This window comes from Ideonella sp. (genome assembly GCF_041287625.1).
In the GTDB taxonomy this organism is placed as follows: Bacteria; Pseudomonadota; Gammaproteobacteria; order Burkholderiales; family Burkholderiaceae_C; genus Ideonella.
Genome location: NZ_JBGGNH010000016.1, coordinates 121,819 through 145,981 on the forward strand (window position 1 = coordinate 121,819; position 24,163 = coordinate 145,981).

Annotated in this window: 22 protein-coding genes and 2 pseudogenes; 12 read left to right on the forward strand and 12 right to left on the reverse strand. The window is 65.1% G+C overall.

All coding sequences use genetic code 11. From position 1 onward, the window contains the following. Positions 1 to 85 precede the first annotated feature (85 nt). Positions 86 to 652, forward strand: coding sequence for a transcription elongation factor GreB (gene greB / locus ACAH41_RS06260; protein ID WP_325648583.1), 567 nt, complete (start codon positions 86 to 88; stop codon positions 650 to 652). On the opposite strand, the gene ACAH41_RS06265 is transcribed toward greB, so the two are convergent. From ACAH41_RS06265 to ACAH41_RS06280, 4 genes and pseudogenes are all read right to left on the reverse strand, one after another. Then, complete coding sequence (locus tag ACAH41_RS06265; protein ID WP_325648581.1) at positions 649 to 2,931, reverse strand: bifunctional (p)ppGpp synthetase/guanosine-3',5'-bis(diphosphate) 3'-pyrophosphohydrolase; 2,283 nt, start codon at positions 2,929 to 2,931, stop codon at positions 649 to 651. The genes greB and ACAH41_RS06265 overlap by 4 nt on opposite strands. 170 nt (positions 2,932 to 3,101) lie before the next feature. Continuing rightward, entirely contained in the window at positions 3,102 to 3,305 is a 204-nt protein-coding gene (gene rpoZ, locus ACAH41_RS06270) for a DNA-directed RNA polymerase subunit omega (RefSeq protein ID WP_325648579.1), read from the reverse strand. A 53-nt stretch (positions 3,306 to 3,358) separates the two neighbouring features. Next, the gene (gmk, locus tag ACAH41_RS06275) at positions 3,359 to 3,979 is read right to left on the reverse strand and encodes a guanylate kinase (protein ID WP_141287370.1); all 621 of its coding nucleotides are present in this window, start codon (positions 3,977 to 3,979) and stop codon (positions 3,359 to 3,361) included. A 527-nt stretch (positions 3,980 to 4,506) separates the two neighbouring features. After that, positions 4,507 to 4,686 (reverse strand): annotated as a pseudogene (locus ACAH41_RS06280) (uptake hydrogenase small subunit); the annotation flags it as partial. 54 nt (positions 4,687 to 4,740) lie between these two features. Here ACAH41_RS06280 and ACAH41_RS06285 point away from each other — a divergent pair. The 9 genes from ACAH41_RS06285 to ACAH41_RS06325 all read left to right on the forward strand — a co-directional run bounded on the left by ACAH41_RS06285 (position 4,741) and on the right by ACAH41_RS06325 (position 13,552). Next, entirely contained in the window at positions 4,741 to 4,869 is a 129-nt protein-coding gene (locus ACAH41_RS06285; protein WP_325648757.1) for a hypothetical protein, read from the forward strand. Positions 4,870 to 4,976: 107 nt separating this feature from the next. Beyond that, positions 4,977 to 5,903: a LysR family transcriptional regulator gene (locus tag ACAH41_RS06290; RefSeq protein WP_325648577.1), complete on the forward strand. Its 927-nt coding sequence runs from the start codon at positions 4,977 to 4,979 to the stop codon at positions 5,901 to 5,903. Positions 5,904 to 6,070: 167 nt separating this feature from the next. After that, positions 6,071 to 7,249, forward strand: a complete 1,179-nt coding sequence (gene pobA / locus ACAH41_RS06295) for a 4-hydroxybenzoate 3-monooxygenase (protein WP_325648576.1) — start codon at positions 6,071 to 6,073, stop codon at positions 7,247 to 7,249. A 38-nt stretch (positions 7,250 to 7,287) separates the two neighbouring features. After that, positions 7,288 to 8,934 carry a tannase/feruloyl esterase family alpha/beta hydrolase gene (locus tag ACAH41_RS06300; protein WP_325648575.1) on the forward strand — a complete coding sequence of 549 codons (1,647 nt, stop codon included), beginning with the start codon at positions 7,288 to 7,290 and terminating at the stop codon, positions 8,932 to 8,934. 54 nt (positions 8,935 to 8,988) lie between these two features. Further along, a complete protein-coding gene (locus ACAH41_RS06305; protein ID WP_325648574.1) occupies positions 8,989 to 10,176 on the forward strand; it encodes an ABC transporter substrate-binding protein in 1,188 nt (395 codons plus the stop codon). Between the two features lie 92 nt (positions 10,177 to 10,268). Then, the gene (locus ACAH41_RS06310) at positions 10,269 to 11,132 is read left to right on the forward strand and encodes a branched-chain amino acid ABC transporter permease (RefSeq protein WP_325648572.1); all 864 of its coding nucleotides are present in this window, start codon (positions 10,269 to 10,271) and stop codon (positions 11,130 to 11,132) included. Next, positions 11,129 to 12,097, forward strand: coding sequence for a branched-chain amino acid ABC transporter permease (locus ACAH41_RS06315; protein WP_325648570.1), 969 nt, complete (start codon positions 11,129 to 11,131; stop codon positions 12,095 to 12,097). The genes ACAH41_RS06310 and ACAH41_RS06315 overlap by 4 nt, the downstream gene beginning before the upstream one ends. Then, positions 12,094 to 12,852, forward strand: a complete 759-nt coding sequence (locus ACAH41_RS06320) for an ABC transporter ATP-binding protein (protein WP_325648568.1) — start codon at positions 12,094 to 12,096, stop codon at positions 12,850 to 12,852. Before ACAH41_RS06315 ends, ACAH41_RS06320 begins: the two co-directional genes overlap by 4 nt. Further along, a complete protein-coding gene (locus ACAH41_RS06325; protein ID WP_325648567.1) occupies positions 12,845 to 13,552 on the forward strand; it encodes an ABC transporter ATP-binding protein in 708 nt (235 codons plus the stop codon). The genes ACAH41_RS06320 and ACAH41_RS06325 overlap by 8 nt, the downstream gene beginning before the upstream one ends. Positions 13,553 to 13,619: 67 nt before the next feature. Here ACAH41_RS06325 and ACAH41_RS06330 read toward each other — a convergent pair. The 4 genes and pseudogenes from ACAH41_RS06330 to ACAH41_RS06345 form a co-directional block, all read right to left on the reverse strand. Continuing rightward, a pseudogene (locus ACAH41_RS06330) lies at positions 13,620 to 14,352 on the reverse strand (DUF1275 family protein). A 73-nt stretch (positions 14,353 to 14,425) separates the two neighbouring features. Continuing rightward, positions 14,426 to 16,378 (reverse strand): amidohydrolase, encoded by a 1,953-nt coding sequence (locus tag ACAH41_RS06335; protein ID WP_325648565.1) that lies wholly within the window; start codon positions 16,376 to 16,378, stop codon positions 14,426 to 14,428. 296 nt (positions 16,379 to 16,674) lie between these two features. Further along, positions 16,675 to 17,358, reverse strand: a complete 684-nt coding sequence (locus ACAH41_RS06340; protein WP_325648564.1) for a DUF6624 domain-containing protein — start codon at positions 17,356 to 17,358, stop codon at positions 16,675 to 16,677. A 227-nt stretch (positions 17,359 to 17,585) separates the two neighbouring features. Further along, positions 17,586 to 18,338: an SDR family oxidoreductase gene (locus ACAH41_RS06345; RefSeq protein ID WP_325648563.1), complete on the reverse strand. Its 753-nt coding sequence runs from the start codon at positions 18,336 to 18,338 to the stop codon at positions 17,586 to 17,588. Positions 18,339 to 18,448: 110 nt separating this feature from the next. On the opposite strand from ACAH41_RS06345, the gene ACAH41_RS06350 reads away from it, so the two are divergent. Next, on the forward strand, positions 18,449 to 19,360 hold the full coding sequence (locus tag ACAH41_RS06350) for a LysR family transcriptional regulator (protein ID WP_325648562.1): 912 nt from the start codon (positions 18,449 to 18,451) through the stop codon (positions 19,358 to 19,360). A 378-nt stretch (positions 19,361 to 19,738) separates the two neighbouring features. Here the strand turns inward: ACAH41_RS06350 and ACAH41_RS06355 are convergent, their stop codons facing one another. The 3 genes from ACAH41_RS06355 to ACAH41_RS06365 form a co-directional block, all read right to left on the reverse strand. After that, positions 19,739 to 20,479 (reverse strand): ABC transporter substrate-binding protein, encoded by a 741-nt coding sequence (locus ACAH41_RS06355; RefSeq protein ID WP_325648561.1) that lies wholly within the window; start codon positions 20,477 to 20,479, stop codon positions 19,739 to 19,741. A gap of 108 nt (positions 20,480 to 20,587) precedes the next feature. Then, a complete protein-coding gene (locus ACAH41_RS06360) occupies positions 20,588 to 21,634 on the reverse strand; it encodes an Ldh family oxidoreductase (protein ID WP_325648560.1) in 1,047 nt (348 codons plus the stop codon). 30 nt (positions 21,635 to 21,664) lie between these two features. Continuing rightward, a complete protein-coding gene (locus ACAH41_RS06365) occupies positions 21,665 to 22,669 on the reverse strand; it encodes a tripartite tricarboxylate transporter substrate binding protein (RefSeq protein WP_325648558.1) in 1,005 nt (334 codons plus the stop codon). A 109-nt stretch (positions 22,670 to 22,778) separates the two neighbouring features. Between ACAH41_RS06365 and ACAH41_RS06370 the strand changes: the two genes are divergently transcribed. Beyond that, positions 22,779 to 23,741 (forward strand): LysR family transcriptional regulator, encoded by a 963-nt coding sequence (locus ACAH41_RS06370; protein ID WP_325648743.1) that lies wholly within the window; start codon positions 22,779 to 22,781, stop codon positions 23,739 to 23,741. Positions 23,742 to 23,834: 93 nt separating this feature from the next. Here the strand turns inward: ACAH41_RS06370 and ACAH41_RS06375 are convergent, their stop codons facing one another. Continuing rightward, positions 23,835 to 24,155: a 2Fe-2S iron-sulfur cluster-binding protein gene (locus ACAH41_RS06375; RefSeq protein WP_325648557.1), complete on the reverse strand. Its 321-nt coding sequence runs from the start codon at positions 24,153 to 24,155 to the stop codon at positions 23,835 to 23,837. Positions 24,156 to 24,163 lie beyond the last annotated feature (8 nt).

Below are 24,163 nucleotides of genomic sequence, written 5' to 3' on the forward strand. Positions count from 1 at the left end.
ACCCTCCGAGAGGGTGCTCAGGCCGCTTGGGGCGGCCCGGCGCTGGCCTGAGGCCGTCGCTTGGTCCTGGGCTAAAGTCTGGCGGATGAACAAGGCCTTCACCAAGGAGCCCGAGGGCGACGACGATGACGACGACGGCGGTGGCCTGCCGCCACTGCCCGCGGGCGACAAGAACTACATGACGCCGGCCGGTCACACGGCACTGCGCACCGAGCTGCTGCAACTCATCGACGAGGAGCGGCCGAAGATCGTCGAGATCGTGCACTGGGCCGCTTCAAACGGCGACCGCTCCGAGAATGGCGACTACATCTACGGCAAGAAGCGGCTGCGCGAAATCGACCGCCGCATCCGCTTCCTGACCAAGCGGCTGGACATCGCCGAGGTGGCCGATCCTTCAGCCCACCACGGCAGCGACCAGATCTTCTTCGGCGCGACGGTGACCTATGCCAACAGCAAGGGCGAGGAACGCACGATCACGATCAAGGGCATCGACGAGGTCGACCACCTCGCCGGTGAAGTCAGCTGGATCTCGCCGATCGCCCGTGCGCTGGTCAAGGCGCGCGAGGGCGACGAGGTCACGCTGATGACGCCCGGCGGCGCCGAGACGCTCGAAGTGCTGGAAGTGCGTTACCCGAAGCCGGAAAAAGGCTAGGGGCGTACGCGCTGCGCGCGAAGCACGGTCGGGTTGCGTTTCAACGTGCGCAACACATCGGCGAGGTGCAGGCGGTCGCGCACGCTGACCAGCAACCGCATCTCGGCCGTCTCGCCCACCGCTTCGTCACCCATGTCGATGTGCGTGATGTCGGCCTCGGCGCTGCTGACGGCTTGCGCGACCTGGGCCAGCACGCCCTTGCTGTTGCGCATCAGCACGGTGATGGCCGTTTCGAACGAGCGGGTCGGCTCTTCGGACCATTCCACCTGCATCCAGCGCTCCGGGTCACGCTCGTAGAGCCGCTTGCCGATCTGGCAGTCGGCGGTGTGCACCAGCAGGCCTTCACCGCGGCCCAGGTAGCCGACGATGTCGTCCCCCGGAATCGGCCGGCAGCAAGGCGCCAGCGAGACCGAAGCGCCTTCGGCACCGTCGATCACCACCAGGCCTTGCGCGGGGGTGTTTTCGTCATGGCCGTAGCGGCCCATGCTGAGCATCACCGCGTCAGGCTTCTGGCCCTGTTCGCGCAGCGACTGGGCCACGCGCTTGGCCACGATGGTCGCGATCTTCTTGCCCAGGCCGATGTCGATCAGCAGCTCCGCCTGCGTGCGGTTGCCGCTCCAGCGCAGCAGCGCCGGCCAGATCGAAGGCGGCTCGCCTGCGGCCGGCTCGCGCGCCGGCATCGTCAGGCCCTCGGCCCGCAGCGCCTGCGACAGCATCTTGTGCCCCAGCGCCTGCGATTCCTCCAGCTCCATGTTCTTCAGGTAATGGCGGATCTTCGAGCGCGCGCGGCCGGTGCGCACGAAGTTCAGCCAGGCCGGGTTGGGCCGCGCACCGGGGGCGGTCAGCACTTCCACCACATCGCCCGAGCGCAGCTCGGCGCGCAGCGTGGAGGCCTCGCCATTGATCTTCGCCGCCACGCAGTGGTCACCCACGTCCGAGTGGATCGCGTAGGCGAAGTCCACCGGCGTGGCGCCTCGCGGCAGCGCGAGGATCTTGCTCTTGGGCGTGAAGACGTAGACCGCGTCGGGCACCAGGTCGATCTTCACGTGCTCCAGGAACTCGGCCGCGTCGCGCGTCTCGTCCTGGATGTCCAGCAGGGACTTCAGCCACAGCGCGCCCAGGCGCTGCGCCACATCGCCGGGGTTGGCGTCCCGGCCGACCTTGTAGAGCCAGTGCGCGGCAATGCCGGCCTCGGCCACCGCGTGCATTTCTTCGGTGCGGATCTGGAACTCGACCGCCGTGCCCAGCGGGCTCACCAGCGTGGTGTGCAGTGACTTGTAGCCGTTGGGCTTGGGAATCGCGATGTAGTCCTTGAAGCGGCCCGGCACCGGTTTGTAGAGCTGGTGCAGCACGCCCAGCGCGAGGTAACACTCCGGCAGCGTGGGCACGACGATGCGAAAGCCGAAGATGTCGCTGACCTGCGCAAAGCCGGCATGCTTCTCGCGCATCTTGCGGTAGATCGAATAAACCGTCTTCTCGCGGCCGCTGACCTCGGCCTTCATCTTGTTGTGCACGAAGGCCTTGCCCACGTCGTCCTGCACGCGGGTCACGATGTCGCGCCGGTAGCCGCGGGCGCGCAGCACGGCCTTTTCCAGCGCCGCGTGGCGCCAGGGGTTGATGTGGGCGAACGACAGCTCCTGCAGCTCGCGGTAGGTCTGGTTCAGGCCCAGGCGGTGGGCAATGGGTGCGTAGATGTCCAGCGTCTCGCGGGCGATCCGGCTGCGCTTGTTGACCGCCATCGCGGCCATGGTGCGCATGTTGTGCAGCCGGTCGGCCAGCTTGATCAGGATGACGCGCACGTCGCGCGACATCGCCAACAGCATCTTGCGGAACGATTCAGCGTCACTTTCCGCGCGGGTCGAGAACTGCAGCTTGTCGAGCTTGGTCAGCCCGTCCACCAGCTCGGCGGTCGGCGCGCCAAAGCGTTCGATCAGCTCGACCTTGGTGATGCCGCAATCTTCCATCGCGTCGTGCATCAGCGCGGCCATGATGGCTTGCGCGTCCAGCTTCCAGTCGGCCACGAGGCTGGCCACTGCGATGGGGTGCGTGATGTAGGGCTGGCCACTGGCGCGGAACTGGCCCAGGTGGGCTTGGTCGGCGAACTTGTAGGCGTCGCGCACCTTTTTCAGGTCGGACTTGCCCAGGTAGCCCAGCTTGTCAGCCAACTCGGCAAAGGTGTTGACCTCGGCCGGGGTCTGGCCAGTGGTCACGGTGGGCAGCCGCGGCCGACCCTGCAGCGCGGAAGGCAGGAGGTCGGCGGCGAAGGAACGAATACCCATGGCTGGAATTTAGCCCATAACCCGCGCCTGCCACGGCGATGTGCAAGGGGCCGTACCCGGCCGCAGGGCTTTGCGGGCTTTCTTGCCGCCAGAAAGCAAAACGGGCACCAAGTGGCGCCCGTTCGGGATGGCAGGCCGGCGTTGCAGCCGGCTTGCGGTGAGCCGGAAGCTCAGGTCGGAACCTTGCGCAGCATTTCAATGCCAACTTCGCCAGCGGCGATTTCGCGCAGCGCGGTCACACCGGGCTTGTTCTTGGACTCGACCTTGGGCGTGTGGCCCTGGCTCAGCATGCGTGCCCGGTAGGTCGCGGCCAACACCAGCTGGAAGCGGTTGGGGATCTTGGCGAGGCAGTCTTCAACGGTGATGCGGGCCATGGGGTATCCAGGTCAGGAAAAGCAGGCAGTGAGCCCTGCGGGGGCCTGAAGCGTCAGCCCAAATCCAGTGCGGTGAACACGGCGGACTTGGCGCGGCGCTGTGCCGCGTACTTCAGGCGCTGCGAGTGCACCACGGTTTTCAAATCGAAAAGCGCGGTCTCGAACAAGCCGTTGATTATAACGTAGTTGAAATGCCGGGCCTGGGCCACCTCGTGGCGGGCGTTCACCATGCGCTGGGCGATCACCTCCGGCGGGTCCTCGCCGCGGCGAGCCAGCCGCTGCGCCAGCTCTTCCCAGCTGGGCGGCAGGATGAAGATCAGCACCGCGTACGGGAACAGCTGCTTGATCTGCAGCGCGCCTTGCCAGTCGATCTCCAGCACCACGTCTTCGCCGGACATCAGGCGCGACTCGATGCCGATGCGCGAGGTGCCGTAGCGGTTGCCGTGCACCTCGGCCCATTCGAAGAATTCGTCCCGCTCGACCATGCCCTGGAATTCATCCAGGCTGACGAACCAGTACTCGCGCCCATGCTGCTCCTGCCCGCGCGGCGCCCGCGTGGTGTGCGAGATCGACACCTTCAGGTGCGAGTCCAGCTCCAGTAGCGCCTTGACCAGGCTGGACTTGCCGGCGCCGCTGGGGGCGGCCACCACAAAAAGATTGCCAGGGGTTTCCATCGCGTCGTCCGGCTTTGCTCTCTACCAAATTCACCATTTTCGGCCATTTGGGTACTGTCTGCGCCCTCGAAGACGATTTGCCGCCGCTGACCAGGACCTGAATGCGGGCCGCAGCAGAAATATTGCGCGCCAAGTGCGAGAAACAAAGGCGTGAACACAGGCCGACCGAGGGCTGAGACGATGCGCGCCGTCACACACGGCGAGGCCATGCAAATGCCACGTCGGCACTCCAGCGCCACCTCCGCCCCGGCGGTCGAATTCCAGTTCGGCCATGGTGCGCCCGTCACAGGCTGTGTTCTGTGGCTGGGTGGAACGCGGTCGATCATTCTGCAAAAGGTTCATCAGTACCTGCTGCAACTGACCGGCGCTGCCGTTGGCCCCACAGGGCGGTCCGCTCTGCCAGTGCATCTCGAAGCCCGCGCCCGTGCCTTTGCGCACCCAGTGAATGGCACGCTCGATGACCTCGTTGAGATCCACGGGCGCGCGCGCCTCCGGGTCCATTGCCGAGAAGCGCCTGAGCCCGCCCACAATGTCTCTTCGAGGATGGCCTCGGCCTGGTGGCCGGCGGCGGCCATCAGCGTGTCGTCGTAGTCGAGCGAGATCATCGACAGCACCACGTCCTTGGCGAGCGGGTGCGCCGATCGGATGAAGCTCTCGGAGCAGCAGGTGCATTCCAGCCCGTGCAGCCACAGCACCGGCGTGCGCGGTGCCGGGAACTTCGGAGAGCATTTCGCGCAGGACTCCCCGCCAGGACGGCGTTGATGGCCGTCACGCGAAAGCCGATTGCGGGCCGGATTTTCGGCGACAAGGTGAGCGTGGCGGCACGGCGCAGCAAGCTGGCGGAACGCGCACAGGCGAAGCTCAGCAGCCTTGATGCGGGCAAGCCTTGATGCCCGCGTGCCGCCCGCCCAACGCACTGGAACCACCCGCTGAAATGCCTGGCGTTGGGCATCGCATAATTTGACGGGCGAGTCCGCAGTGGTCCGGAGGTGGTTGGTTGTCGTCCGAGAACAAGCTTGATCTGAATCTGCTTTCCGCAGTGGTGACCCTTCTGGACATGGGCAGCGTCACGCAGGCTGCCCTGAAGCTCGGGGTCAGCCAGCCGAGCATGAGTGCCGCGCTGGGCAAGCTGCGGGCGCATTTCGACGATCCGCTGTTTGTCCGATCAGCCACCGGCATGGCGCCCACCCCACGAGGGGCCGAGGTCGCCAGCGTCGCAAGAGAGATCCTGCGCCAAGTCGACGAGAGGCTGCAGCCCGAAGTGAAGTTCGACCCCTCGCGCCGCCATCGGCCGTTCGCGATCGCGATGTCGGACGTCGGCGAGGTCGTGTTCCTGCCTCGCATCGTCCGGGCGATCACCGCCGCCTCGCCTGACACACCGGTGCGCTCGGTCAGCATGCGACCCGCCCAGCTTGCGGCGGCGCTGGAAGACGGCGACGTCGATCTCGCGGTCGGCTACTTTCCAGATCTGAAGAAGGGTGACTTCTTTCAGCAGCGGCTGTTCATGCATCACTTCGTCTGCCTTCTGCGAAGCGATCACCCCATTCGCGGGACCCAGCTCAGCATGGGCGACTTCCTGAGCCTCCAGCATGTCGTTGTCCAGTCCGAAGGGCGCAGCCAGGAGATATTCGAGAGCTATCTCGAGAGCCAGGGCCTGGAGCGGCGCGTCGCCGTGTACACGCCGCATTTCCTCAGCATCCGCCGATTGATCGCGCAGTCCGACATGGTCACGACGGTGCCGCACGCGCTCGGCATTGAATACGGCACGGCCGCGTTCGGCCTCAAGTCGATGGAGCCGCCGTTCCCCTCACCGCGCATCGAGCTGCGCCAGCACTGGCACAGAAGGGTTCACAAGGACGCTCGCAGCATCTGGCTGCGAAAGCTGGTCAGCGGCCTCTTCAACGCGGCCACCGACGAGTGGTGATGGGACTCAGGTTTTCCCTTGCACCGTTCACTGGCGAGATGCCGTTCCACGAATGAAGTGCGCCGAGTATTTGCTTTTCTGATAACCGCCATCGGCCGGATCGCCTTGATCGGCGTCAATCCGATCGCGAGACTGCGCACTCATGCGATACAGAGCGGAGCATCTTCTTGGTCCATGAGCGAACACAGGTGGCGATCATTGGCGCCGGGCCTGCCGGACTGCTTCTGGGGGCGCTCCTCGCGCGTCACGACATCGACGCCGTCATCGTCGAGCACCGCAGCGCCGAGTACGTCCTGGCCCGAATCCGGGCCGGTGTGCTCGAGCAGACCACCCTCGACCTGCTTCGCGAGGCGGGCGTTGCAGACCGCTGCTTGAAGGAAGGCCTGACGCACGACGGCATCGAACTGTCATTCGATGGCGCGCTCCACCGTATCGACTTCCGGGCACTCACCGGAAAGCACGTGACCGTCTATGGCCAGACCGAGGTGACGCACGACCTGATGCAGTCGCGTGCGGTTGCGGGTCTGACCACCGACTACGAGGCCGAAGACGTCCAGATCGAAGGGTTCGACGGCGAGCACCCGGTGGTCCGGTACGTCAAGAACGGTGTTCCCCACGAGCTCGCCTGCGACTTCATCGCCGGGTGCGACGGCTACCACGGCATCTGCCGGGCCACCGTTCCGCGCGACGCGATCACGACCTACGAAAAGATCTACCCCTTCGGCTGGCTGGGCGTGCTGGCAGACGTGCCGCCGGTCAGGCACGAGCTGATCTACGCCAATCACGAGCGCGGATTCGCGCTGTGCAGTCAGCGCAGCAAGACACGCAGCCGCTACTACGTCCAGTGCTCGCTCGATGACCAGGCAGATCAGTGGAGCGACGACGCCTTCTGGGACGAGCTTCGTCGCCGCCTGCCCGTCGACATCGCCGAGGCCGTGACGACGGGGCCATCGATCGAAAAGAGCATCGCACCGCTGCGCAGTTTCGTGGCCGAGCCGATGCGATTCGGCCGGCTCTTCCTGGCTGGCGATGCGGCGCACATCGTGCCGCCCACCGGTGCCAAGGGATTGAACCTCGCCGCGACCGACGCCGGCTACCTGGCGCGGGGCCTCGCAGAGCACTGCCTCGAGCGCAGCAGTGCGGGCCTGGACCACTACTCGGCGCGCTGCCTGGCGCGGGTCTGGAAGGCCGAGCGCTTTTCATGGTGGTTCACATCACTGATGCATCGGTTCCCCGAGGCCGGGGCGTTCGGTTCTCGCCTCCAGCAGGCCGAACTGACGTACCTGGTCGGATCCCGCTCGGCCTCTACCGCGTTGGCAGAGAACTACGTCGGCCTGCCAATCTGACATCCAGACAAATCAATAGACCATAAGGAGACAGCACCATGTTCAAGAAATCGTTGCGCGATCAAATCAGTTGGGCAGCCGCGTTGACGTTCTCGTTGGGGCTCGCCGCGTGCGGCGGCAGCAGCAGCGATTCACCGGCTCCTGCCGCGCCCCCTCCACCAGCGCCTGCTCCAGCGCCCGCGCCGGTCAGCATCAGCGAGACCAAGCCCTGCTCGATGACGGGCGTGGGCGCAGCGGTGCTCAGTACCGACGCGCCGACGACGATTCTGGATGCTGCGCCGGGCACCATCGGATCTGTGTCGTACTGCCTGGTCAAGGTGGTCGTCGCACCGGCGGTCAACATCTGGGTCACGCTGCCCATGGGCGGTGCGTGGAACGGGGACTTGCGGTCTCAAGGCGGTGGGGTCTTCGCCGGCTCAGTCGGTGCCGAAACCGCCGCGGCGGAGGCCGGCTACATCGGCGTGCAGACCGACACCGGGCATTCCAGCTTCTTCCTCAGCGGTGCATTCGGAATGCTCTCGCCGGGCGTCCCGAACACACAGCTGCAAGAGGACTTCGCCTTTCGCTCGGAGCACCTGATGGCGGTCGTCGCCAAGCAGCTGGCACGTGTCTTCTACGGGCAGGAGCCGAACACCTCGTTCTGGTATGGCTGCTCGACCGGGGGTCGCCAAGGCATGATGATGGCGCAGCGTTATCCCGATGACTACGATGGGATCCTGGCAGGCGCTCCGGCCATTCACTGGGATCGCTTCCAGGCCCAGCAGATCTGGCCTCAGGTCGTGATGCGGCAGGATCTCGGCTACGCGATGTCGGCTGCGAAGCAGACGCTCGCCACAAGTGCCGCGATCGCTTCATGCGACGCCGCGGACGGCGTCACCGATGGACTGCTGAACGATCCGCGCCAGTGCACCTACAACCCGGCCAGCGACACGACGATCACGAAGGACACCTGCACCCAAGCAGACGACACCTGTCTGACGAGGGCGGAAGCGGGCGTGATGCAGAAGATCTGGGGCGGTGCCCGCAACGCGTCGGGTGTCCAACTCTGGCCGGGCACAGAGCGCGACGCGACGACGCTGCCGATGGCTGGCCCGGTTCCATTCCCCGTGCCCATCGAGCAGGGGAAGTACTTCGTGTACCTCGACCCGAACTGGGACTGGACCACGCTGAGCTACGCCAACTACGAGGCGTTCTTCAACAAGAACGTCGAAATGGTCGGCCCCGCTCTCGGCACCGACAACCCCGATCTCTCAGCCTTCAAAGCACATGGTGGGAAGCTGATCAACTATCACGGATGGGCTGACCCGCTGATCATGCCGGAAGGCACGACGCAGTACTATGAAGCGATGAACTCGAAGCTCGGCGGAGCGGCGGCGGTGAACACGTTCGCGCGGCTCTTCATGGTCCCTGGGATGGGTCACTGTGTCGGCGGCGACGGCCCCAACGCGTTCGGCCAGGATGGCGTACCGAAGGCCGATGCCGACCACGATGCCTTCAAGGCGCTCGTTAAATGGGTCAAGCAGGGGACTGCACCCGAGCAGATCATCGCGACCAAGTACACGGCCGACGATCCGACCCAGGCGGTGCTTCGCACCCGGCCCTTGTGCGTCTACCCGAAGGTGGCGAAATACAAGGGCAGTGGCAGCACGGACGACGCCGCCAGCTTCAGTTGCGAAGCGCCCTGAGCCCGATGCGGCACTTGCGGCTCGAATGAACTTGTATCGAGATGGAGAAGTAGCTTGAACAAAAAAAGACGACTCGTCGGGCAGGCCATCCTCGCTGCCTTGGCGTTTCCCAGCAGCGCCCTGGTGCAGGCCGCCGACACCGGTCCGATCAAGATCGGACTGATCCTGCCGATGACCGGCCAGTCGGCATCGACCGGGCGCCAGATCGATGCGGCCGTGAAACTGTGGGTTGCGCAGAACGGCAACAAGGTCGCCGGCCGCACGGTCGAGGTCATCCTGAAGGACGACGGCGCGGTGCCCGACGCGACCAAGCGCATTGCGCAGGAGCTGATCGTCAACGACAAGGTCTCGGTGATCGCCGGCTTCGGCATCACGCCGACCGCGCTCGCGACCGCGCCACTTGCCACGCAAAGCAAGACGCCGATGGTCGTGATGGCGGCGGCCACCTCGAGCATCACGCAGGCCTCCGACTTCATCGTGCGCACCAGCTTCACGCTGCCGCAGGTGGCGACGCCGATTGCCGACTGGGCTGCGAAGAACAAGATCAAGAGGGTCATCACGCTGGTGGCCGACTACGGCCCCGGCTTCGATGCCGAGAAGTTCTTCGACAGCCAGTTCCGCCTCGACGGCGGGCAGATCCTCGACAAGCTGCGCACGCCGCTGAAGGCGCCCGATTTCGCGCCGGTGCTGCAGAAGGTTGTCGACGCGAAGCCCGACGCGCTGTTCGTGTTCCTGCCGTCAGGGCAGGGCGCGGCCTTCATGAAGCAGTTCGCCGAGCGCGGCCTCGACAAGAGCGGCGTCAAGCTGATCTCGACCGGCGACGTGACCGACGATGACCAGCTCGCCGACATGGGCGATGTTGCGCTGGGCGTCGTCAACTCGCACCACTACTCGGCCGCGCACCCGTCGGCAGTGAACAAGAAGTTCGTCGAGGCCTTCCAGGCTGCCAACAAGGGCATGCGCCCGAACTTCATGGCGGTCGGCGGCTACGACGGCATGCGCGTGATCTACAAGGCGCTCGAGACCACCAAGGGCGAGGGCGGCGACAAGCTGCTGAACGCGATGAAGGGCCAGATCTTCGAGAGCCCTCGCGGCGCGGTGCTGATCGACGCGCAGACCCGCGACATCGTGCAGGACGTCTACATCCGCAAGGTCGAGCGCGTGCCGGCGATGGGCAACGGTCTGTACAACGTCGAGTTCGACGTGATCAAGGCGGTCAAGGATCCCGGCAAGCAGAAATGACGACCCCTTCGTCCGCGGCGTACCGCGGCCGTTTCGCCAAGGGGATGCGGGCCGGCGTTCGGCCCGCTGCCGCCTCAATGCACTGACCAAGAATGTTGACACTGCTGTTCGACGGCATCGCCTACGGCATGCTGCTGTTCGTCCTGGCCGCCGGGCTGGCGGTGACGCTCGGGTTGATGAACTTCATCAACCTCGCGCACGGCGCGTTCGCGATGGCCGGCGGCTACATCACGGTGCTGGCGATGAACCGCCTCGGGCTGCCGTTCCTCGCCTGCCTGCCTCTCGCGTTCGTCGGCGCGGCGCTGATTGGCGCAGTGCTGGAGCCGCTCCTGTACCGGCGCATGTACGCGAAGCCGCACCTCGACCAGGTGCTGTTCTCGATCGGCCTGGTCTTCATCGCGGTGACCAGCGTCGACTACTTCGTTGGTTCGATGCAGCAGAACATCCAGCTCCCGGCCTGGCTGCAGGGGCGCTTCGACATCTCGTGGGTCGGCATCGGCAAGTACCGGTTCTTCATCATCGTCGTCTGTGCCGTGCTGACGCTCGCGCTGCAATGGGTACTCGGCCGCACCCGCTTCGGCAGCCAGCTGCGCGCTTCGGTCGACGACCGGCGCGTGGCCGGCGGGCTCGGACTGAACGTCAACCGCATCTTCCTGCTGACCTTCGCGGTTGGCTCGGGCCTGGCCGGGCTCGGCGGCGCGCTCGGTGCCGAAGTGCTCGGCCTCGACCCGAGCTTTCCGCTCAAGTTCATGATCTATTTCCTGATCGTCTGCTCGGTCGGCGGCACCACCACCATTACCGGGCCGCTGCTGGCCGCGCTGCTGCTGGGCATCGCTGACGTGATGGGCAAATACTACGCCCCCAAGCTCGGCGCCTTCATCGTCTACACGCTGATGATCGTGATCCTGCTGCTGCGCCCTCAGGGATTGTTCGTGCGCGGCGGAGCCGGCAAATGAAGGGCGCGGCACAAGCCTTGAAGCACGGCGCGCGCTGGCGCTGGTGGGAGTTCGCGCTGCTGGCGGGCCTGCTGCTGTCGTGGCTGCTGCTGCCCGGCCACTCGCTGTTGCTCAACGAGATCGCGATCCTCGCGCTGTTCGCGCTCTCGCTCGACCTGATCCTCGGCTACTCGGGCATCGTCTCGCTCGGCCACGCGGCGTTCTTCGGCTTCGGCTCGTACGCGGCCGCGCTGTTCGCGAAGCTCGTGATGCCAGACCCATGGCTCGGCATGGTGGTTGCGGTCACGTTCGCGGCGCTCCTGGGCGCGCTCACCAGCGTGCTGATCCTGCGCGGCACCGACCTGACGCGGCTGATGGTGACGCTCGGCGTCGCCGCGATCCTCTACGAACTCGCGAACAAGCTCGACTGGCTGACCGGCGGCGCGGACGGGCTGCAGGGCGTCGTGATGGGGCCGCTGTGGACGCCGTTCGGGGCGTTCGAGTTCGACATCGCCGGCCGCACCGCCTATGCCTACACCTTGCTCGTGCTGATCGTCTGCCTGTTGATCGTCCGGCGCCTGGTGCACTCGCCGTTCGGCTACTCGCTGCAGGCGCTGCGCGACAACCGGCTGCGCGCCGCGAGCATCGGGCTGTCGGTGAATGCGCGGCTGGTCGCGGTCTACACGATCGCCGCGGCGATCGCTGGCGCCGCCGGCGCACTGCTCGCGCAGACCAGCGGCTTCTCGTCGCTTGACGTGTTCGACTTCCGTCGCAGCGCCGAGGTGCTGTTGGTGCTGGTGATCGGCGGCACCGGCTATCTGTACGGCGGCATCATCGGCGCGATCGTCTTCAAGCTGCTGCACGACCTGGTCTCGGCATGGACGCCGCAGTACTGGAACTTCTGGCTCGGGGTGTTCCTCGTCGCGCTCGTGCTGGTGGGCCGCGATCAGCTGACGAAACCCTGGACATGGTGGAAGCGTCGATGACGACAGTGCTCGAAACCCGCGGCCTGCTGAAGCGATTCGGCGGCATCACGCCGACCAACGACGTCTCGATCCAGGTCGAGAAGGGTGCCCGCCGTGCGCTGATCGGCCCGAATGGGGCCGGCAAGACCACGTTGATCAACCTCTTGACGGGCGTGCTCGAGCCGACCGCCGGCTCGATCTGGCTCGACGGCGCCGACATCACGCGGCTCGCGCCGCACCAGCGGGTGCGCCGCGGCATGGTGCGCACCTTCCAGATCAATCAGCTGTTCGGCGAACTCACGCCGCTGCAGTCGCTCGCGCTCAGCGTGTCGGCGCATCTCGGCATCTCGGCCCGGTGGTGGCAGCGGCTCGGCATCGATGCGCGGGTCGCGCCGCGCTGCGACACGCTGCTCCAGCAGTTCCACCTCGACGACGTGATGCACCTGCCGGTGAAGCACCTCGCCTACGGCAAGCGCCGCTTGCTGGAGATCGCGACCGCACTCGCCTGCGAGCCGCGCGTGCTGCTGCTCGATGAACCGGTCGCCGGCGTGCCCGAGGGCGAGCGCCAGGAGATCTTCGACATCATCAATGCGCTGCCCGCCGACGTGTCGGTACTGCTGATCGAGCACGACATGGACCTGGTCTTCAACTTCGCCAAGAGCGTGACCGTGCTGGTCAACGGCGCGGTATTTGCCGAGGGCGACGTGCAGACGGTCGCGAACGACCCGCGGGTGAAGGCCGTCTATCTCGGCGAGGGCGAGAACCACCATGGCTGAACTGCTCAAGCTGGAAGGGCTGAAGTCGGGCTACGGCCAGGCGGTCGTCGTGCAGGGCATCAGCCTCGTGCTCGAGCAGGGCCAGTCACTCGCGCTGCTCGGCCGCAACGGCACCGGCAAGACGACGCTCCTGAACACGCTGGTCGGCGTGACGCGGCGCCATGCCGGGCGCATCCGGCTTGCGGGTCAGGACATCACGCCGCTAGCGCCGCACGAACGCGCAGCCGCTGGCATCGGCTGGGTCCCACAGGAGCGCAACATCTTCAAGTCGCTGACCGTGCACGAGAACCTGACGGCGGTCGCCCGGCCCGGGCCGTGGACCGTGGAGCGCGCCTACGAAATGTTCCCGCGCCTGGCCGAGCGCCGCTCGAACATGGGCAACCAGCTTTCCGGCGGCGAGCAGCAGATGCTCGCGGTGGCGCGTGCGCTGGTGCTCAACCCGAAGCTGCTGCTGCTCGACGAGCCGCTCGAAGGGCTCGCGCCCATCCTCGTCGAGGAGCTGCTGCGCTCGATCGCGCGTGTGGTCCGCGACGAAGGCATGAGCGCGATCATCGTCGAGCAAAACCCGCGCATGATCCTGCCGATCACGCAGCGCGCCGTGGTGCTGGACCGCGGCAGCGTCGTGCATGAAGGCGCGAGCGCCGAGTTGATGGCCGACCGTGAGCGGCTGGATCGGTGGCTGGCGGTGGCGAAGCACTGAACGCGCGCGTGTTCTGCCGCACCACGTCACCATCGACCTGCCAGGGTGCAACCTGTGCGGCGACGGTTCATACCGAAGCCGGGCACGGACAGTCCACAAACGGCGCACCCGGCGCACCCGGCGCCGCCATCGACGCCGTCAGGGCGCGGCTGCGCGTTGCCTTCGCCAGAATGGGCACGAGCCCGAGCACGGGCGTGATCGCGAAGCACCACATGCTCAACTGGCTGTACAGGATGGCACCTGCCGCGCAGCCTGCTGCGAACGCCGCCACGTTGGCGAGCATCTTCGACAGGCGAGTGCTTGCCTCCTGCCTTTTTTCGCCCTCCAGCCCGCGAACCAGGTTCGCGATGTCGATCATGATTTGCGTCGTCGTACCGGTCATCAAGGTGGTTGGCGGGGCGCTGCCAAGGTGCAGGCGCGAGGCAGCGTTCTGAATGGCCATCGCGGCAACGAAGGACATGCCGGCCACGATGGTGAGGACGTCATCTCCCTTCTGCTGCGGCCCCACGAAGATCGCCAGCGCGGCCCCGAACAGGAGCAGCAGCACCTGCAGTGACAGCATCGTGCGCAGCACCGGCAACCCGGAAAGAGGCCAGGTGGGTCACGAGGATGACCGCGCAGAAAACGGGAAGCGCCAGCAATTTCGCCGTGGCTCCTGAGGTGCCGAGGACCAGGGCGGCGCCCAGCGTCACGAAGTTCCCGGTCACGTGCGCGGTGAACAGGCCCTGAAGAGCAAGAAAGCCCGCCGTGTCGATGTAGCCCGCTGTGAAGCTCATGAAGACAGGAACGCTCAGTTTCATTGGAAATTCCCTTGCCTTGTATCCTGGTCGAATCGAAGAGCGCCGCGCGCCATGGTACGGCCGCCGTCCACGCTCAAACGGCCCAGCATCCGCATCCAAACGCGCCCCAGAAGCCTTGTGCATCGCTCGTCGGCACATCGCGCCGAGCTGCGGCGGCATGGTCATGTCCGTGCACGCTGCAACCGGCGCTGCAGCCGCACATCGATGCCATGCGAGCGGCACCCGGTTGCCCCAGCCTGCGCTGCTGGTAGCCGCCGAATCGCTTCACTGGCGACCAGTCGGGCAGCACGGGGAGAGCGGGTGGGGCGAAGTCCGCAAAGTCGCCCTTGCCATGGACCACGCGGCCGCCCAGCAGGGTCATGACCGAGGAGAGTTGCGCGATGTCGCTCTCGGGCACCTGGAAGTAGTCTTCGGACAGCACGGCCAGGTCCGCCAGTTCGCCCACGGCGATCCGGCCCTTCTTGCCCTGTTCGTTCGAGAACCAGGTGTTGGCCTCGGTCCAGAGGCGCAGTGCGTGCTCGCGATCGAGGCGGTTGTTCGGCGGATAGAGCTGCGCGCCGCCAACAGTCTTGCCGGTGACCAGCCAGGCGAGCGAAACCCAGGGGTTGTAGCTGGCCACGCGCGTGGCGTCGGTGCCGGCCCCAACCGGCACGCCGGAGGCCAGCATCTTCGAGATCGGGGGGGTCGCCTCGGCGCTCTTCTGGCCATAGCGGTCGATGTAGTACTCGCCCTGGTAGGCCATGCGATGCTGGACAGCGATGCCGCCGCCCAGGGCCGCGATCCGATCGATGTTCTTCTGCGTGATCGTTTCGGCGTGATCGAAGAACCAGTGCAGGCCGTCGAACGGAATCTCCCGGTTGACCTTCTCGAAGACGTTCAATGCGCGATCGATGGTCTCGTTGTAGGTCGCGTGCAGGCGCCAGGGGAAGCGGTTCTGTGCCAGCAGGCGGACGACGCGCTCCAGGTCGCCCTCCATGTTGGGCGGCATCTCGGGCCGGGGTTCGCGAAAGTCCTCGAAGTCGGCGGCGGAATACACCAGCATCTCGCCTGCGCCGTTGACGCGGTAGGTGTCGTCGCCCTGTCCGGGTTTGACGCTCTTGGTCCAGCGCGAGAAGTCGTCGACCTCGCCGCCGGGCTTTTGCGTGAACAGGTTGTAGGCGATGCGAAGCGTCAGCTCGCCGTCTGCATGCAGCTTCTCGATGATCTCGTAGTCATCGGGGTAGTTCTGGAACCCGCCGCCCGCGTCCACCACGCTGGTCACGCCCAGGCTGTTCAGCTCGCGCATGAAGTGGCGCGTGGAGTTCAACTGGTATTCCGGCGGCAGCTTGGGTCCCTTGGCCAGCGTCGCGTACAGGATGGTGGCGTTCGGGCGTGCCATCAGGAGGCCGGTGGGCTCGCCCGCCCCGTCGCGCACGATCTCGCCGCCCGTAGGGTTGGGCGTGTCGCGCGTGTAGCCCACCGCGCGCAGCGCGGCCCGGTTGAGCAGGGCGCGGTCGTACAGGTGAAGAATGAACACCGGCGTGTCCGGGGCCACCGCGTTGAGCTCGTCGATGGTCGGCAGCCGCTTCTCGGCAAACTGGTGCTCCGTGAAGCCGCCCACCACGCGCACCCATTGCGGCGCCGGCGTGTTCTGGGCCTGCCTGCGCAGCATCTCCATGGCATCGGTCAGGGAGGGCACGCCATCCCAGCGAAGCTCCATGTTGTAGTTCAGCCCGCCGCGGATCACGTGGATGTGGCTGTCGATCAGGCCGGGAATGGCGCGCCTGTTGCAAAGGTCGATCAGCTTGGTGACCGGGCCACGCGTCGCGAGGATGTCCTTGGCATCGCCGACGGCGCTGAAGCGGCCGTTCGTGATGGCGACGGCCTGTGGATTTGGATTGGTGCGATCCAGCGTGGTGAACCGACCGTTGGTCAGGATGAGGTCGGGGTGCGCGAGCGGGCTGTCCTTGGCAGAAGAAGTGGCCGATGCCACCGGCCAGATCGCTGCACCACCAAGCGCCTGCAACACGTCGCGGCGGCGCGTCATGGCGCACTCCCTTCAAGCGCGGCCGCGTGGCGCGGGGTGTCGACGTGCTTGGTGAGGTGCGTCAGGCGCATGCTGCTTCTTCCTTGTGTCCGAATCACTGGAAGATAGGCGACGGGGCCTTGGGCAAACAGCCCCCGAATGGGCAACCTGAACTCGGCCTTTTGGAGATTGAACTTCGATGGCCCGACCCGATGGCTCGGCCGCGTGCTTACCGCGAGGAAGGCTTTGGAGTCTGATCGATTTGAGTCAGGCCTTGATCGCGGCCTGACCAATGCGCTGCTTGGGAGTGGATCGACTCATGTGACCCAACCGACATCGCGGCGCCAGAGACTGCCGGCGACTTGCTTGGATGCGTACTCCTCGTGCGAGGGGAGCGGGAGACCCCGGGCCCGGGACAAAACTTCGCTGACAGGCCCCAGACCTGCCTCCCTTCTCCACCTGTCGACTTGGCTCGGGTCTTCCAGTGCATTGAGCTCTGGCCCATCAGGTGTGAGATCGAACTGCGTACCGAAGCGCTGCGCTTTGCCTTCGAAGACACGAATTCGATCATCCAGGTAGGCAAACTGCCATCGTGGAACGAGCCCGATGCGGCTGGCTTCATCAATCAATGTGCGGCAGTGGCGCATGAAACCGGGTTCGGCAATCGAGTGCTGAAGCACCAGCCACGCTGCCTCTGCACCCTCCGGCCCCACCAAGGCCTCGCTCGGCCAACCGTGCTCCTCCATCAGCGCGCGTAGATCGGCCGCATTTGCGCGATGAACTGCCTCCATGCGCGGGTGGTAACCCTCGAGCAGGGTGCCCTCGGCTTGCAGCTCGGCACGGACGCGCTCGTCCCTGGAGGCCATGGCAAACAGTTGATTCCTGAGGATATTGTTCACTTGGGTGGTGGACTTCGATGCAAACGAATTCAGCGGACAAGACATCGCGAGGCGGTTTCTCGGTCCGCTGCATGGACCTTGCCCCTGGATGCCGTGTCCCATGGCTGCTCCACGCGCTGGCTTGCTTTGATTGATGGGCCAGCCAATTTTCCTCCAACTGCATCGGGCCTGGGGCTCATCGAGGCCGTGATGCCGTACCCGAGCGGCACGCCCCGGAAGTCCTGGCTGGCGTGTTGTCTGCCGCGGTCACTGTGGAAGATCAGTCCCGCTTCGCTCGATCGCGTTGCGGCTGCCTTCAAACCGCACGGCGATCGTCTGCCACGAAGCCGTCATACCTGCGTCATGCCACCGTCGGCGAACAGTTCGATGCCATTGACAAAGCTGCTGTCGTCAGAGGCAAGGAACACTGCCGCCTTGGCGATTTCGTCGGTCCTGCCGACGCGGCCCAACGGGATCGTCCGCGCCTGCATCTCGATGAAGCCTTCGAGTTGATCGCCCGTCAAGCCCAGCAGCTCATAGGCCGGCGTGGGCACCACGCCCGGGCTCAGCACGTTGACGCGAATGCCCGCATCTTTCAGGTCCAGCATCCAGCTTCGCGCCAAATTTCGCACCGCCGCCTTGCTGGCACTGTAGATGCTGAACCCAGGCGTGCCCTTGATGGAAGTCGTCGACGCATTCAGCACGATGGTGGCGCCCTTTGGCATGATCGGTATTGCCTTTTGCACGGTGAACACCAGGCCGCGCACATTGGTGTCAAAGATGCTGTCGAAGTGGGCTTCGGTGATCTGGCCCAGGGCCGCCACCTGACCGCCGCCCGCGTTGGCGAACAGCACATCAAGTCGGCCCTTTTCTTTCTGGATCGTGGCGAAAAGCTGATCGAGGTCCTGCAGGTTGGCAACGTCGCTGCGGACGCCCGTGACATTGCGACCGATGTCTGCGACTGCCGCATCAAGCTGCGCCTGCCGTCGGCCGGTAATGAAGACGTGGGCGCCTTCGGCGACGAAGCGCTTGGCGGTCGCCAGCCCGATGCCGCTGGTGCCGCCGGTCACGAGGGCGATCTTGTCGGTAAGTTTGTTGGTCATGGTGGAGTCCTTGCGTTGGCCTGAGATGCAACGCAGTTTGGGTGCGCATCCGAACCTGGCCAAGATCGCGGCGGGCACTTGTCCATTTCCGATCCGCTAATAATGGCCCGATGGACCAGATCACCGCCATGCGCGTCTTCGCCCGGGTGGTCGAGGCTGGCGCTTTCACGCGCGCAGCAGACCAGTTGCAGATGCCCAAGCCCAGCGTGACCAAGCTCGTACAACAGCTGGAAACGCACCTGAAGGTGAAGCTGCTGCAGCGCACCACCCGGCGCGTGACCGTCACCCCCGAGGGGGCGGCCTACTACGAGCGCACGGCACGCGTGCTGAGGGACATTGACGAGATCGAATCCGATCTGAGGCAGGATCGGACCGATCCCAAGGGCTGCATCCGTGTCGACGTCGGATCGGTCGTTGCCAATCTGATCGTGATGCCGCGGCTGCCCGGCTTCTACCAGCGCTTTCCTCACGTCCAACTCGCGCTGGGCGTCAGTGACCGACCGGTGGACCTGGTGGGTGAAGCGGTCGATTGCGTGATCCGCGGCGGCGCGTTGACCGACCAGTCATTGGTGGCCCGTCGCATTGCGCGGATGGCCTTCACGACCGTCGCCTCGCCAGCCTATCTGAAGCGGCATGGCGTGCCGGAAAGCCCGCAGGAACTGTTGGACGGCAGGCATGCGATGGCCAGTTTTTTCTCGGCCGGCACCGGCCGGATCGTTCCGGCCCCATACGTGCGCGGCGCAGAGCGCTTCGAGATCGCAGGCCAGGGCCCGATCTCCGTCAACGAAAGCACCGCGCACGTCAACGCTGCTTTGGCCGGCCTCGGTCTCGTGCAGACCTTCGGACCCATCGTGCAGCCGCACATCCAGAGTGGCGCTTTGGTCGAGGTGCTGGCTGAGTGGGCGCCTCCGCCCATGCCCTTCCATGTGGCTTATCGGCCCAACCGCCACCTGAGCGCCAAGCTGCGGGTCTTCGTCGACTGGGTCGTGGAAGTATTCGCACCCTACAACACCGCGCGCTGAGGCAGTGCAGCCCGCGCTGCGCCAGCGGCAACGACATGACCTTGTCACTGGAAACCGTTTCCCTTGCTGGATGATTCAATCCGAGCAAGGAGAAAAGTTGTAGCAGGCACCTCCCAGGAGGACGAGCATCGCCAGCCCGATGATGGTCAGGAGAGCGAAGGCTGCGATTGACCGCGTCTTGATCACGCGGCGGCACTGCGTAAAAACGTTGCTGGTAGAGATTGATGTCCCCTTTTGTGTTGCGCGCGGCCGGCGGCACATGGTCAATTGTCCAGCAGGCTGCTGAAACACCAGTCCCGTCCGCAATTGACTGCGCCCTGCGGTTTTTTGCAAGCTCCCGGGTTCGACGGCCCGCACCGCGTGCATTCGAGACCGTTGTCACTCCTGCCGCTGCGGGGCAACGACTGCGCCTTGGATGCGGTGTCGTTCCAATGCTTGCGTAACGAAACCCGAACGCTTCATGTCTTCAACGAAATCAATCATGAAAGCCGCCGCGTTGAGACCACGGCTCCGCGGGAGGCCCATGGCCTGCTGGATCACCATGAATCGTCCTGGCAGCACCCGGAGCCCGTCCAAACGCAAGGCATCGGCTTCGAGCTGTTGGCGCACGCCTGCGGCTACGTCGGTAGCCTGAGCAAGAAACTCGTCCACGACGGTTGGTGACGTCGGTGCACGCAAGATTTGCGCGTGCTTCAACTCGCGAGTCAGGTACAGGTCATAGGCACTGCCCCTTCCGACCATCACGCGAAGACCTGCTGCATCCACCTGGTCATTGGCGAGGAGCGGGGAGTCCATGCGCACCAGATAACTCCCCTCGATCAGAACGTAAGGCGCGGTGAAGTACAAGCCCTGAGATCTGAGCGGATCGAGGGCGAAGAATCCGACATCTGCGGCATCCTCGGTGACAGCTGCAACTGATTTTCCCGCCGCATCGAACACGACCAGCTGCAGCTTTGCCGCGAGCCTCTTCGCGAGCTCGGTCGCCAAATCAACGGAAACGCCCATGGCTTGCTGTGATTCGAGATCCCACCTTGCGAGGATCGGGTTGCCCAAGTTGATGGACGCACGCAAGACGCCGGTGGGCATCAACGCGGCGCGGATGTCGTGATCAACGGTCATCTTCGTGTCTCGTTTCTAAACGGGGGGTGTTCGGTGCCGCGGCCAAGCCGCCCGGGCATGACCCGCGCGAAGAATGACTGCCGGCGCTGCCGGGAGCCTGGTTGGAAACTAGGCCGCGACCGCACTCGCTTCGAGCAATGAGAGAACCGCAGGATCCAGGGCAAGTCCGTCACGGCGATGACGGGCAAGGCTGTTCAGCTCGATTTCTCCGGGGACCAACACGGGGCGAGCCGCGTCTGCAGCAGGGCTGCCATGAAGAATGGCAGCGAAGTCGTGCATTCGTCCAGCCAGCCAAGCGGTATCGCCGAGATGTCGCGTGTCGATGAGGATGAAGAAGTGCCCCAGGTTTTGCGGCTCGTCAGGCGCGTCCACCCACGACTTCACGTGCGTGAGGTAAGCAGCACCCGAGAGCAGGCCGGCAAACAGGTCCACCAGCAACGCCAAGCCGTAGCCCTTGTGCCCTCCGATGGGAAGCAGGAAGCCATCCAGTGCGGCTGCGGGATCTGTGGTGGTGCGTCCTGCCTTGTCGGTGGCCCATGTGTCGGGGATCTGCTCCCCCCGCTTGAGTGCGTTTCTGATCTTCGCGCGGGCGGCCACGCTGATGGCCATGTCGAGCAGAAACGGATGGCCCCCGGGGTTTGGCACCCCGAAGCCAATGGGACTGTTGCCGAGTCGTGCGTCACTACCGCCCCACGGCGCGATCGTCGTGGTCGAGTTGCTGCCGATGATGCTGGCAAAACCCGCCTCGGCGGCCATGAGGGAGTACGGCGAGACGGGACCGAAATGGTTGCTGCCCCGAGCAAACGCTACACCAACGCCCGTCTCACGCGCGGTGCCCATGGCAGCCGTCAACGCGCGCATTCCAACGAGCGGTCCGACACCGTTGTCGCCATCGACCGAGACAATGGCAGGCGCCAACTGCTTGACGGTGATGCGGGGCCGCGCATTGATCCCTCCCACCCTCAACCTTTCCCCATAGGATTCGATGCGGCTCAGCCCGTGCGTCGACAAGCCGAACATGTCGGCGGTGACCAGGACTTTCGCTACGTCAGAGGCATCCTCGCCCGTGAGGCCGAGCCCCTCGAAAGCTTTGCTTCCAAGCGTCAACAGTTGCGCCTCTGTGAGGACGCGCTTTTCCGCAGTGATGGTGTTCATGTCTTTTCCCGGATAGCGGTAGGTTTCGGTTCAGTCGGGTCGCAGATTGGCTTTGCGTACCACGGCGGACCAGCGTTCACGCTCGCCCTTGATGAACTTGCCGAATTCGACTGGGCCCAGCGGTGAAGCCGTGCTGCCGTCCTCCTCAAGGCGAGTGCGGATGGCGTCCACCGTCAGCGCCTTGACAGCGGCGGCGTGCAGGCGAGCGACGATTTCGGGAGATGTCTTGGCGGGCGCCAGGATGCCGAACCACTGCGAACTGTCGAACCCCGGATAGCCGGACTCGGCCACGGTGGGGACGTCGGGCAGCGCCGCGAGACGCTGCGGCGAGCCGCTCGCGAGGATCCTGATCTTGCCGGCCTTGGCTTGAGCCACGAAGCCTGGCGGCCCCGCCGCTGCCGCATCGGTATTGCCTGCCAGCAAGTCGGTCAGCTGCGCGCCGGTGCCCTTGTAGGGGATGTGCAGCAGATTGATGCCTGCGGCGGCTTTCAACATTTCGAACGCAAGATGTCCCGCGCTGCCGTTGCCCGCAGAGCCATAGCTGAGCTTGCCGGGTTGCGCTTTGGCAAGTGCCACAAATTGGCCAAGTGTCTGCGCGGGCAACTTGGTAGACACGGCAAACACCATCGGTACCTTGACCAGCAGTGCGACCGGAGCAAAGTCGCTGTCGCTGTACGGCAGCTTTGGAAACAGGGACGGATTGACCGCCAGCGTGCCGACATGTCCCAAAACGATGGTGTAGCCATCGGGCGTGGACCTCGCCACGTCCTGCATGGCGACGATGCCTGAGGCGCCTCCCTTGTTGTCGATGATCACCGTCTGCCCCAGCGACTTCGACATCTCGTTGCCCAGCAGCCTTGCAATCACGTCGGAGCTGCCACCCGGACCATACGGAACGACCAGTCGAATGGGCTTTTCGGGCCAGGCTGCATGAACCAAGGTGCTCCATGCAAGCAGGCCGCCGGCGGCGAGTCGACGCAACTTGCTCGACCTGCGGCGTTCGCGATCATTGCTCGAAAAATCTTGTCTCTTCATCGTTGCCTTTCGGTGTTGCCTCTCAGCACTGGAGAGACCGAAAGCGATGATCGACGACAGAGAAATCGGAGTAAATTGCAAATATTCGATCTATTGTTGCGTTGCCTGCATGAATTTTGATTTATCCGACTTGCGCGCTTTCCTGGCAGTTGCCGACTTCGGCAGCCTCCGGGCAGCGTCTGACAACCTGCACCTGTCTCAGTCGGCGTTGTCGCGGCGCATCGACAAACTTGAGGCTGCGCTGGGCGTGAAGCTGTTCAGCCGAACCACACGGAAAGTCGAACTCACGATGATCGGCAGGACTTTCGTGCCCAAAGCACGCAGCGTCATGCGCGAACTTCAGGATGCGCTTGTGGGCATCCAGGATGCATCCGAACGCATCTCAGGACAGGTCGCCCTGGCCTGCGTACCCTCCGCGGTAGGGTACTTTCTGCCGACGGCGATTCGACAGTTCCATGCGCAGTACCCCCGCGTGCGCATGCGTCTGATCGACGAAGCCACCGCGGACGTTCTCCTCGCCGTAGCCCGAGGAGACGCCGACTTCGGTGTCACCTACATCGGCAGCCAGGAGCCGGACATTGACTTCCAGCCGCTTTTGAAGGAGTCCTTTGTCGTCGCCTGCTCGGTCGGTCATCGACTCGCAAAGTACAAGCGGATCAAGTGGAAGGAACTGGCCGACGACGACTACATCACCCTTGCGCAAGGGAGCGGAAACAGGTTCTTGATCGACCAGGCGCTCAGCCAGGCCCCCGTCGGCCCGCGATGGTTCTGTGAAGTGCGCCATGTGCCCGCGCTGGTCAGCCTGGTCGAGGCTGGCCTGGGCATTGGCGTCGTACCCAGGCTGGCCATGCCGCCACGCGGCCATTCCACTCTTGTGAGCATTCCCCTTGAAGAGCCGGAAGTGACGAGAACCATTGGGCTGATCAAGCGCCGAGGACGAGAGCTTGTCCCTGCGGCGCAGCTGTTCTACGACATGTTGCTCGATGGCGCTGTCGGCCAACAGACCAAAGTGGCTGGCAAGCCCGGGGCCCGCGGTGTCCCCAGGAAGCACCCGCCTCGCGCAGCCGAATGATTCTAAGCAAGCCACGCCGGGGCGGCGTAGCCGCTATTCAGCGCTGCCCAGCTGGTTGGGACAATTCGTGGGACCCGACGGGGTCGCCGCGCGTCAGTGTGCAGGCACGTGCACCACGATGCCGTCCAGCGCGGGCGTCATGGCGATCTGGCAGCTCAGCCGGCTGCGCGGCGAATGCCCGAGGATGGCGCTGGCCAGCAGCGCGCGTTCCATGTCGTCAGGCGGCGGCAGCGCCGCCAGGAAGGCCTCCTCGACCTGCACATGGCAGGTGGCGCAGACACAGGCGCCGCCGCATTCCGCGTCGATGCCCGCCACGTTGAGCCACAAGGCGTTTTCCATGACGCTGCTGCCGGGCTGGGCGTCCGTGCAGCTGCAGCGGCTGCCGTCGCTCAGAAGGTAGTGAATGGTGAGCATGGGTCGGG

Coding starts and splice junctions, on each gene's coding strand:
- greB (WP_325648583.1), top strand. CDS start 86: ATGAACAAGGCCTTCACCAAGGAGCCCGAGGGCGACGACGATGACGAC.
- ACAH41_RS06265 (WP_325648581.1), bottom strand. CDS start 2,931: ATGGGTATTCGTTCCTTCGCCGCCGACCTCCTGCCTTCCGCGCTGCAG.
- rpoZ (WP_325648579.1), bottom strand. CDS start 3,305: ATGGCCCGCATCACCGTTGAAGACTGCCTCGCCAAGATCCCCAACCGC.
- gmk (WP_141287370.1), bottom strand. CDS start 3,979: ATGGAAACCCCTGGCAATCTTTTTGTGGTGGCCGCCCCCAGCGGCGCC.
- ACAH41_RS06285 (WP_325648757.1), top strand. CDS start 4,741: ATGGCCGTCACGCGAAAGCCGATTGCGGGCCGGATTTTCGGCGACAAG.
- ACAH41_RS06300 (WP_325648575.1), top strand. CDS start 7,288: ATGTTCAAGAAATCGTTGCGCGATCAAATCAGTTGGGCAGCCGCGTTG.
- ACAH41_RS06310 (WP_325648572.1), top strand. CDS start 10,269: ATGTTGACACTGCTGTTCGACGGCATCGCCTACGGCATGCTGCTGTTC.
- ACAH41_RS06315 (WP_325648570.1), top strand. CDS start 11,129: ATGAAGGGCGCGGCACAAGCCTTGAAGCACGGCGCGCGCTGGCGCTGG.
- ACAH41_RS06320 (WP_325648568.1), top strand. CDS start 12,094: ATGACGACAGTGCTCGAAACCCGCGGCCTGCTGAAGCGATTCGGCGGC.
- ACAH41_RS06325 (WP_325648567.1), top strand. CDS start 12,845: ATGGCTGAACTGCTCAAGCTGGAAGGGCTGAAGTCGGGCTACGGCCAG.
- ACAH41_RS06335 (WP_325648565.1), bottom strand. CDS start 16,378: ATGACGCGCCGCCGCGACGTGTTGCAGGCGCTTGGTGGTGCAGCGATC.
- ACAH41_RS06340 (WP_325648564.1), bottom strand. CDS start 17,358: ATGGGACACGGCATCCAGGGGCAAGGTCCATGCAGCGGACCGAGAAAC.
- ACAH41_RS06345 (WP_325648563.1), bottom strand. CDS start 18,338: ATGACCAACAAACTTACCGACAAGATCGCCCTCGTGACCGGCGGCACC.
- ACAH41_RS06350 (WP_325648562.1), top strand. CDS start 18,449: ATGGACCAGATCACCGCCATGCGCGTCTTCGCCCGGGTGGTCGAGGCT.
- ACAH41_RS06355 (WP_325648561.1), bottom strand. CDS start 20,479: ATGACCGTTGATCACGACATCCGCGCCGCGTTGATGCCCACCGGCGTC.
- ACAH41_RS06360 (WP_325648560.1), bottom strand. CDS start 21,634: ATGAACACCATCACTGCGGAAAAGCGCGTCCTCACAGAGGCGCAACTG.
- ACAH41_RS06365 (WP_325648558.1), bottom strand. CDS start 22,669: ATGAAGAGACAAGATTTTTCGAGCAATGATCGCGAACGCCGCAGGTCG.
- ACAH41_RS06370 (WP_325648743.1), top strand. CDS start 22,779: ATGAATTTTGATTTATCCGACTTGCGCGCTTTCCTGGCAGTTGCCGAC.
- ACAH41_RS06375 (WP_325648557.1), bottom strand. CDS start 24,155: ATGCTCACCATTCACTACCTTCTGAGCGACGGCAGCCGCTGCAGCTGC.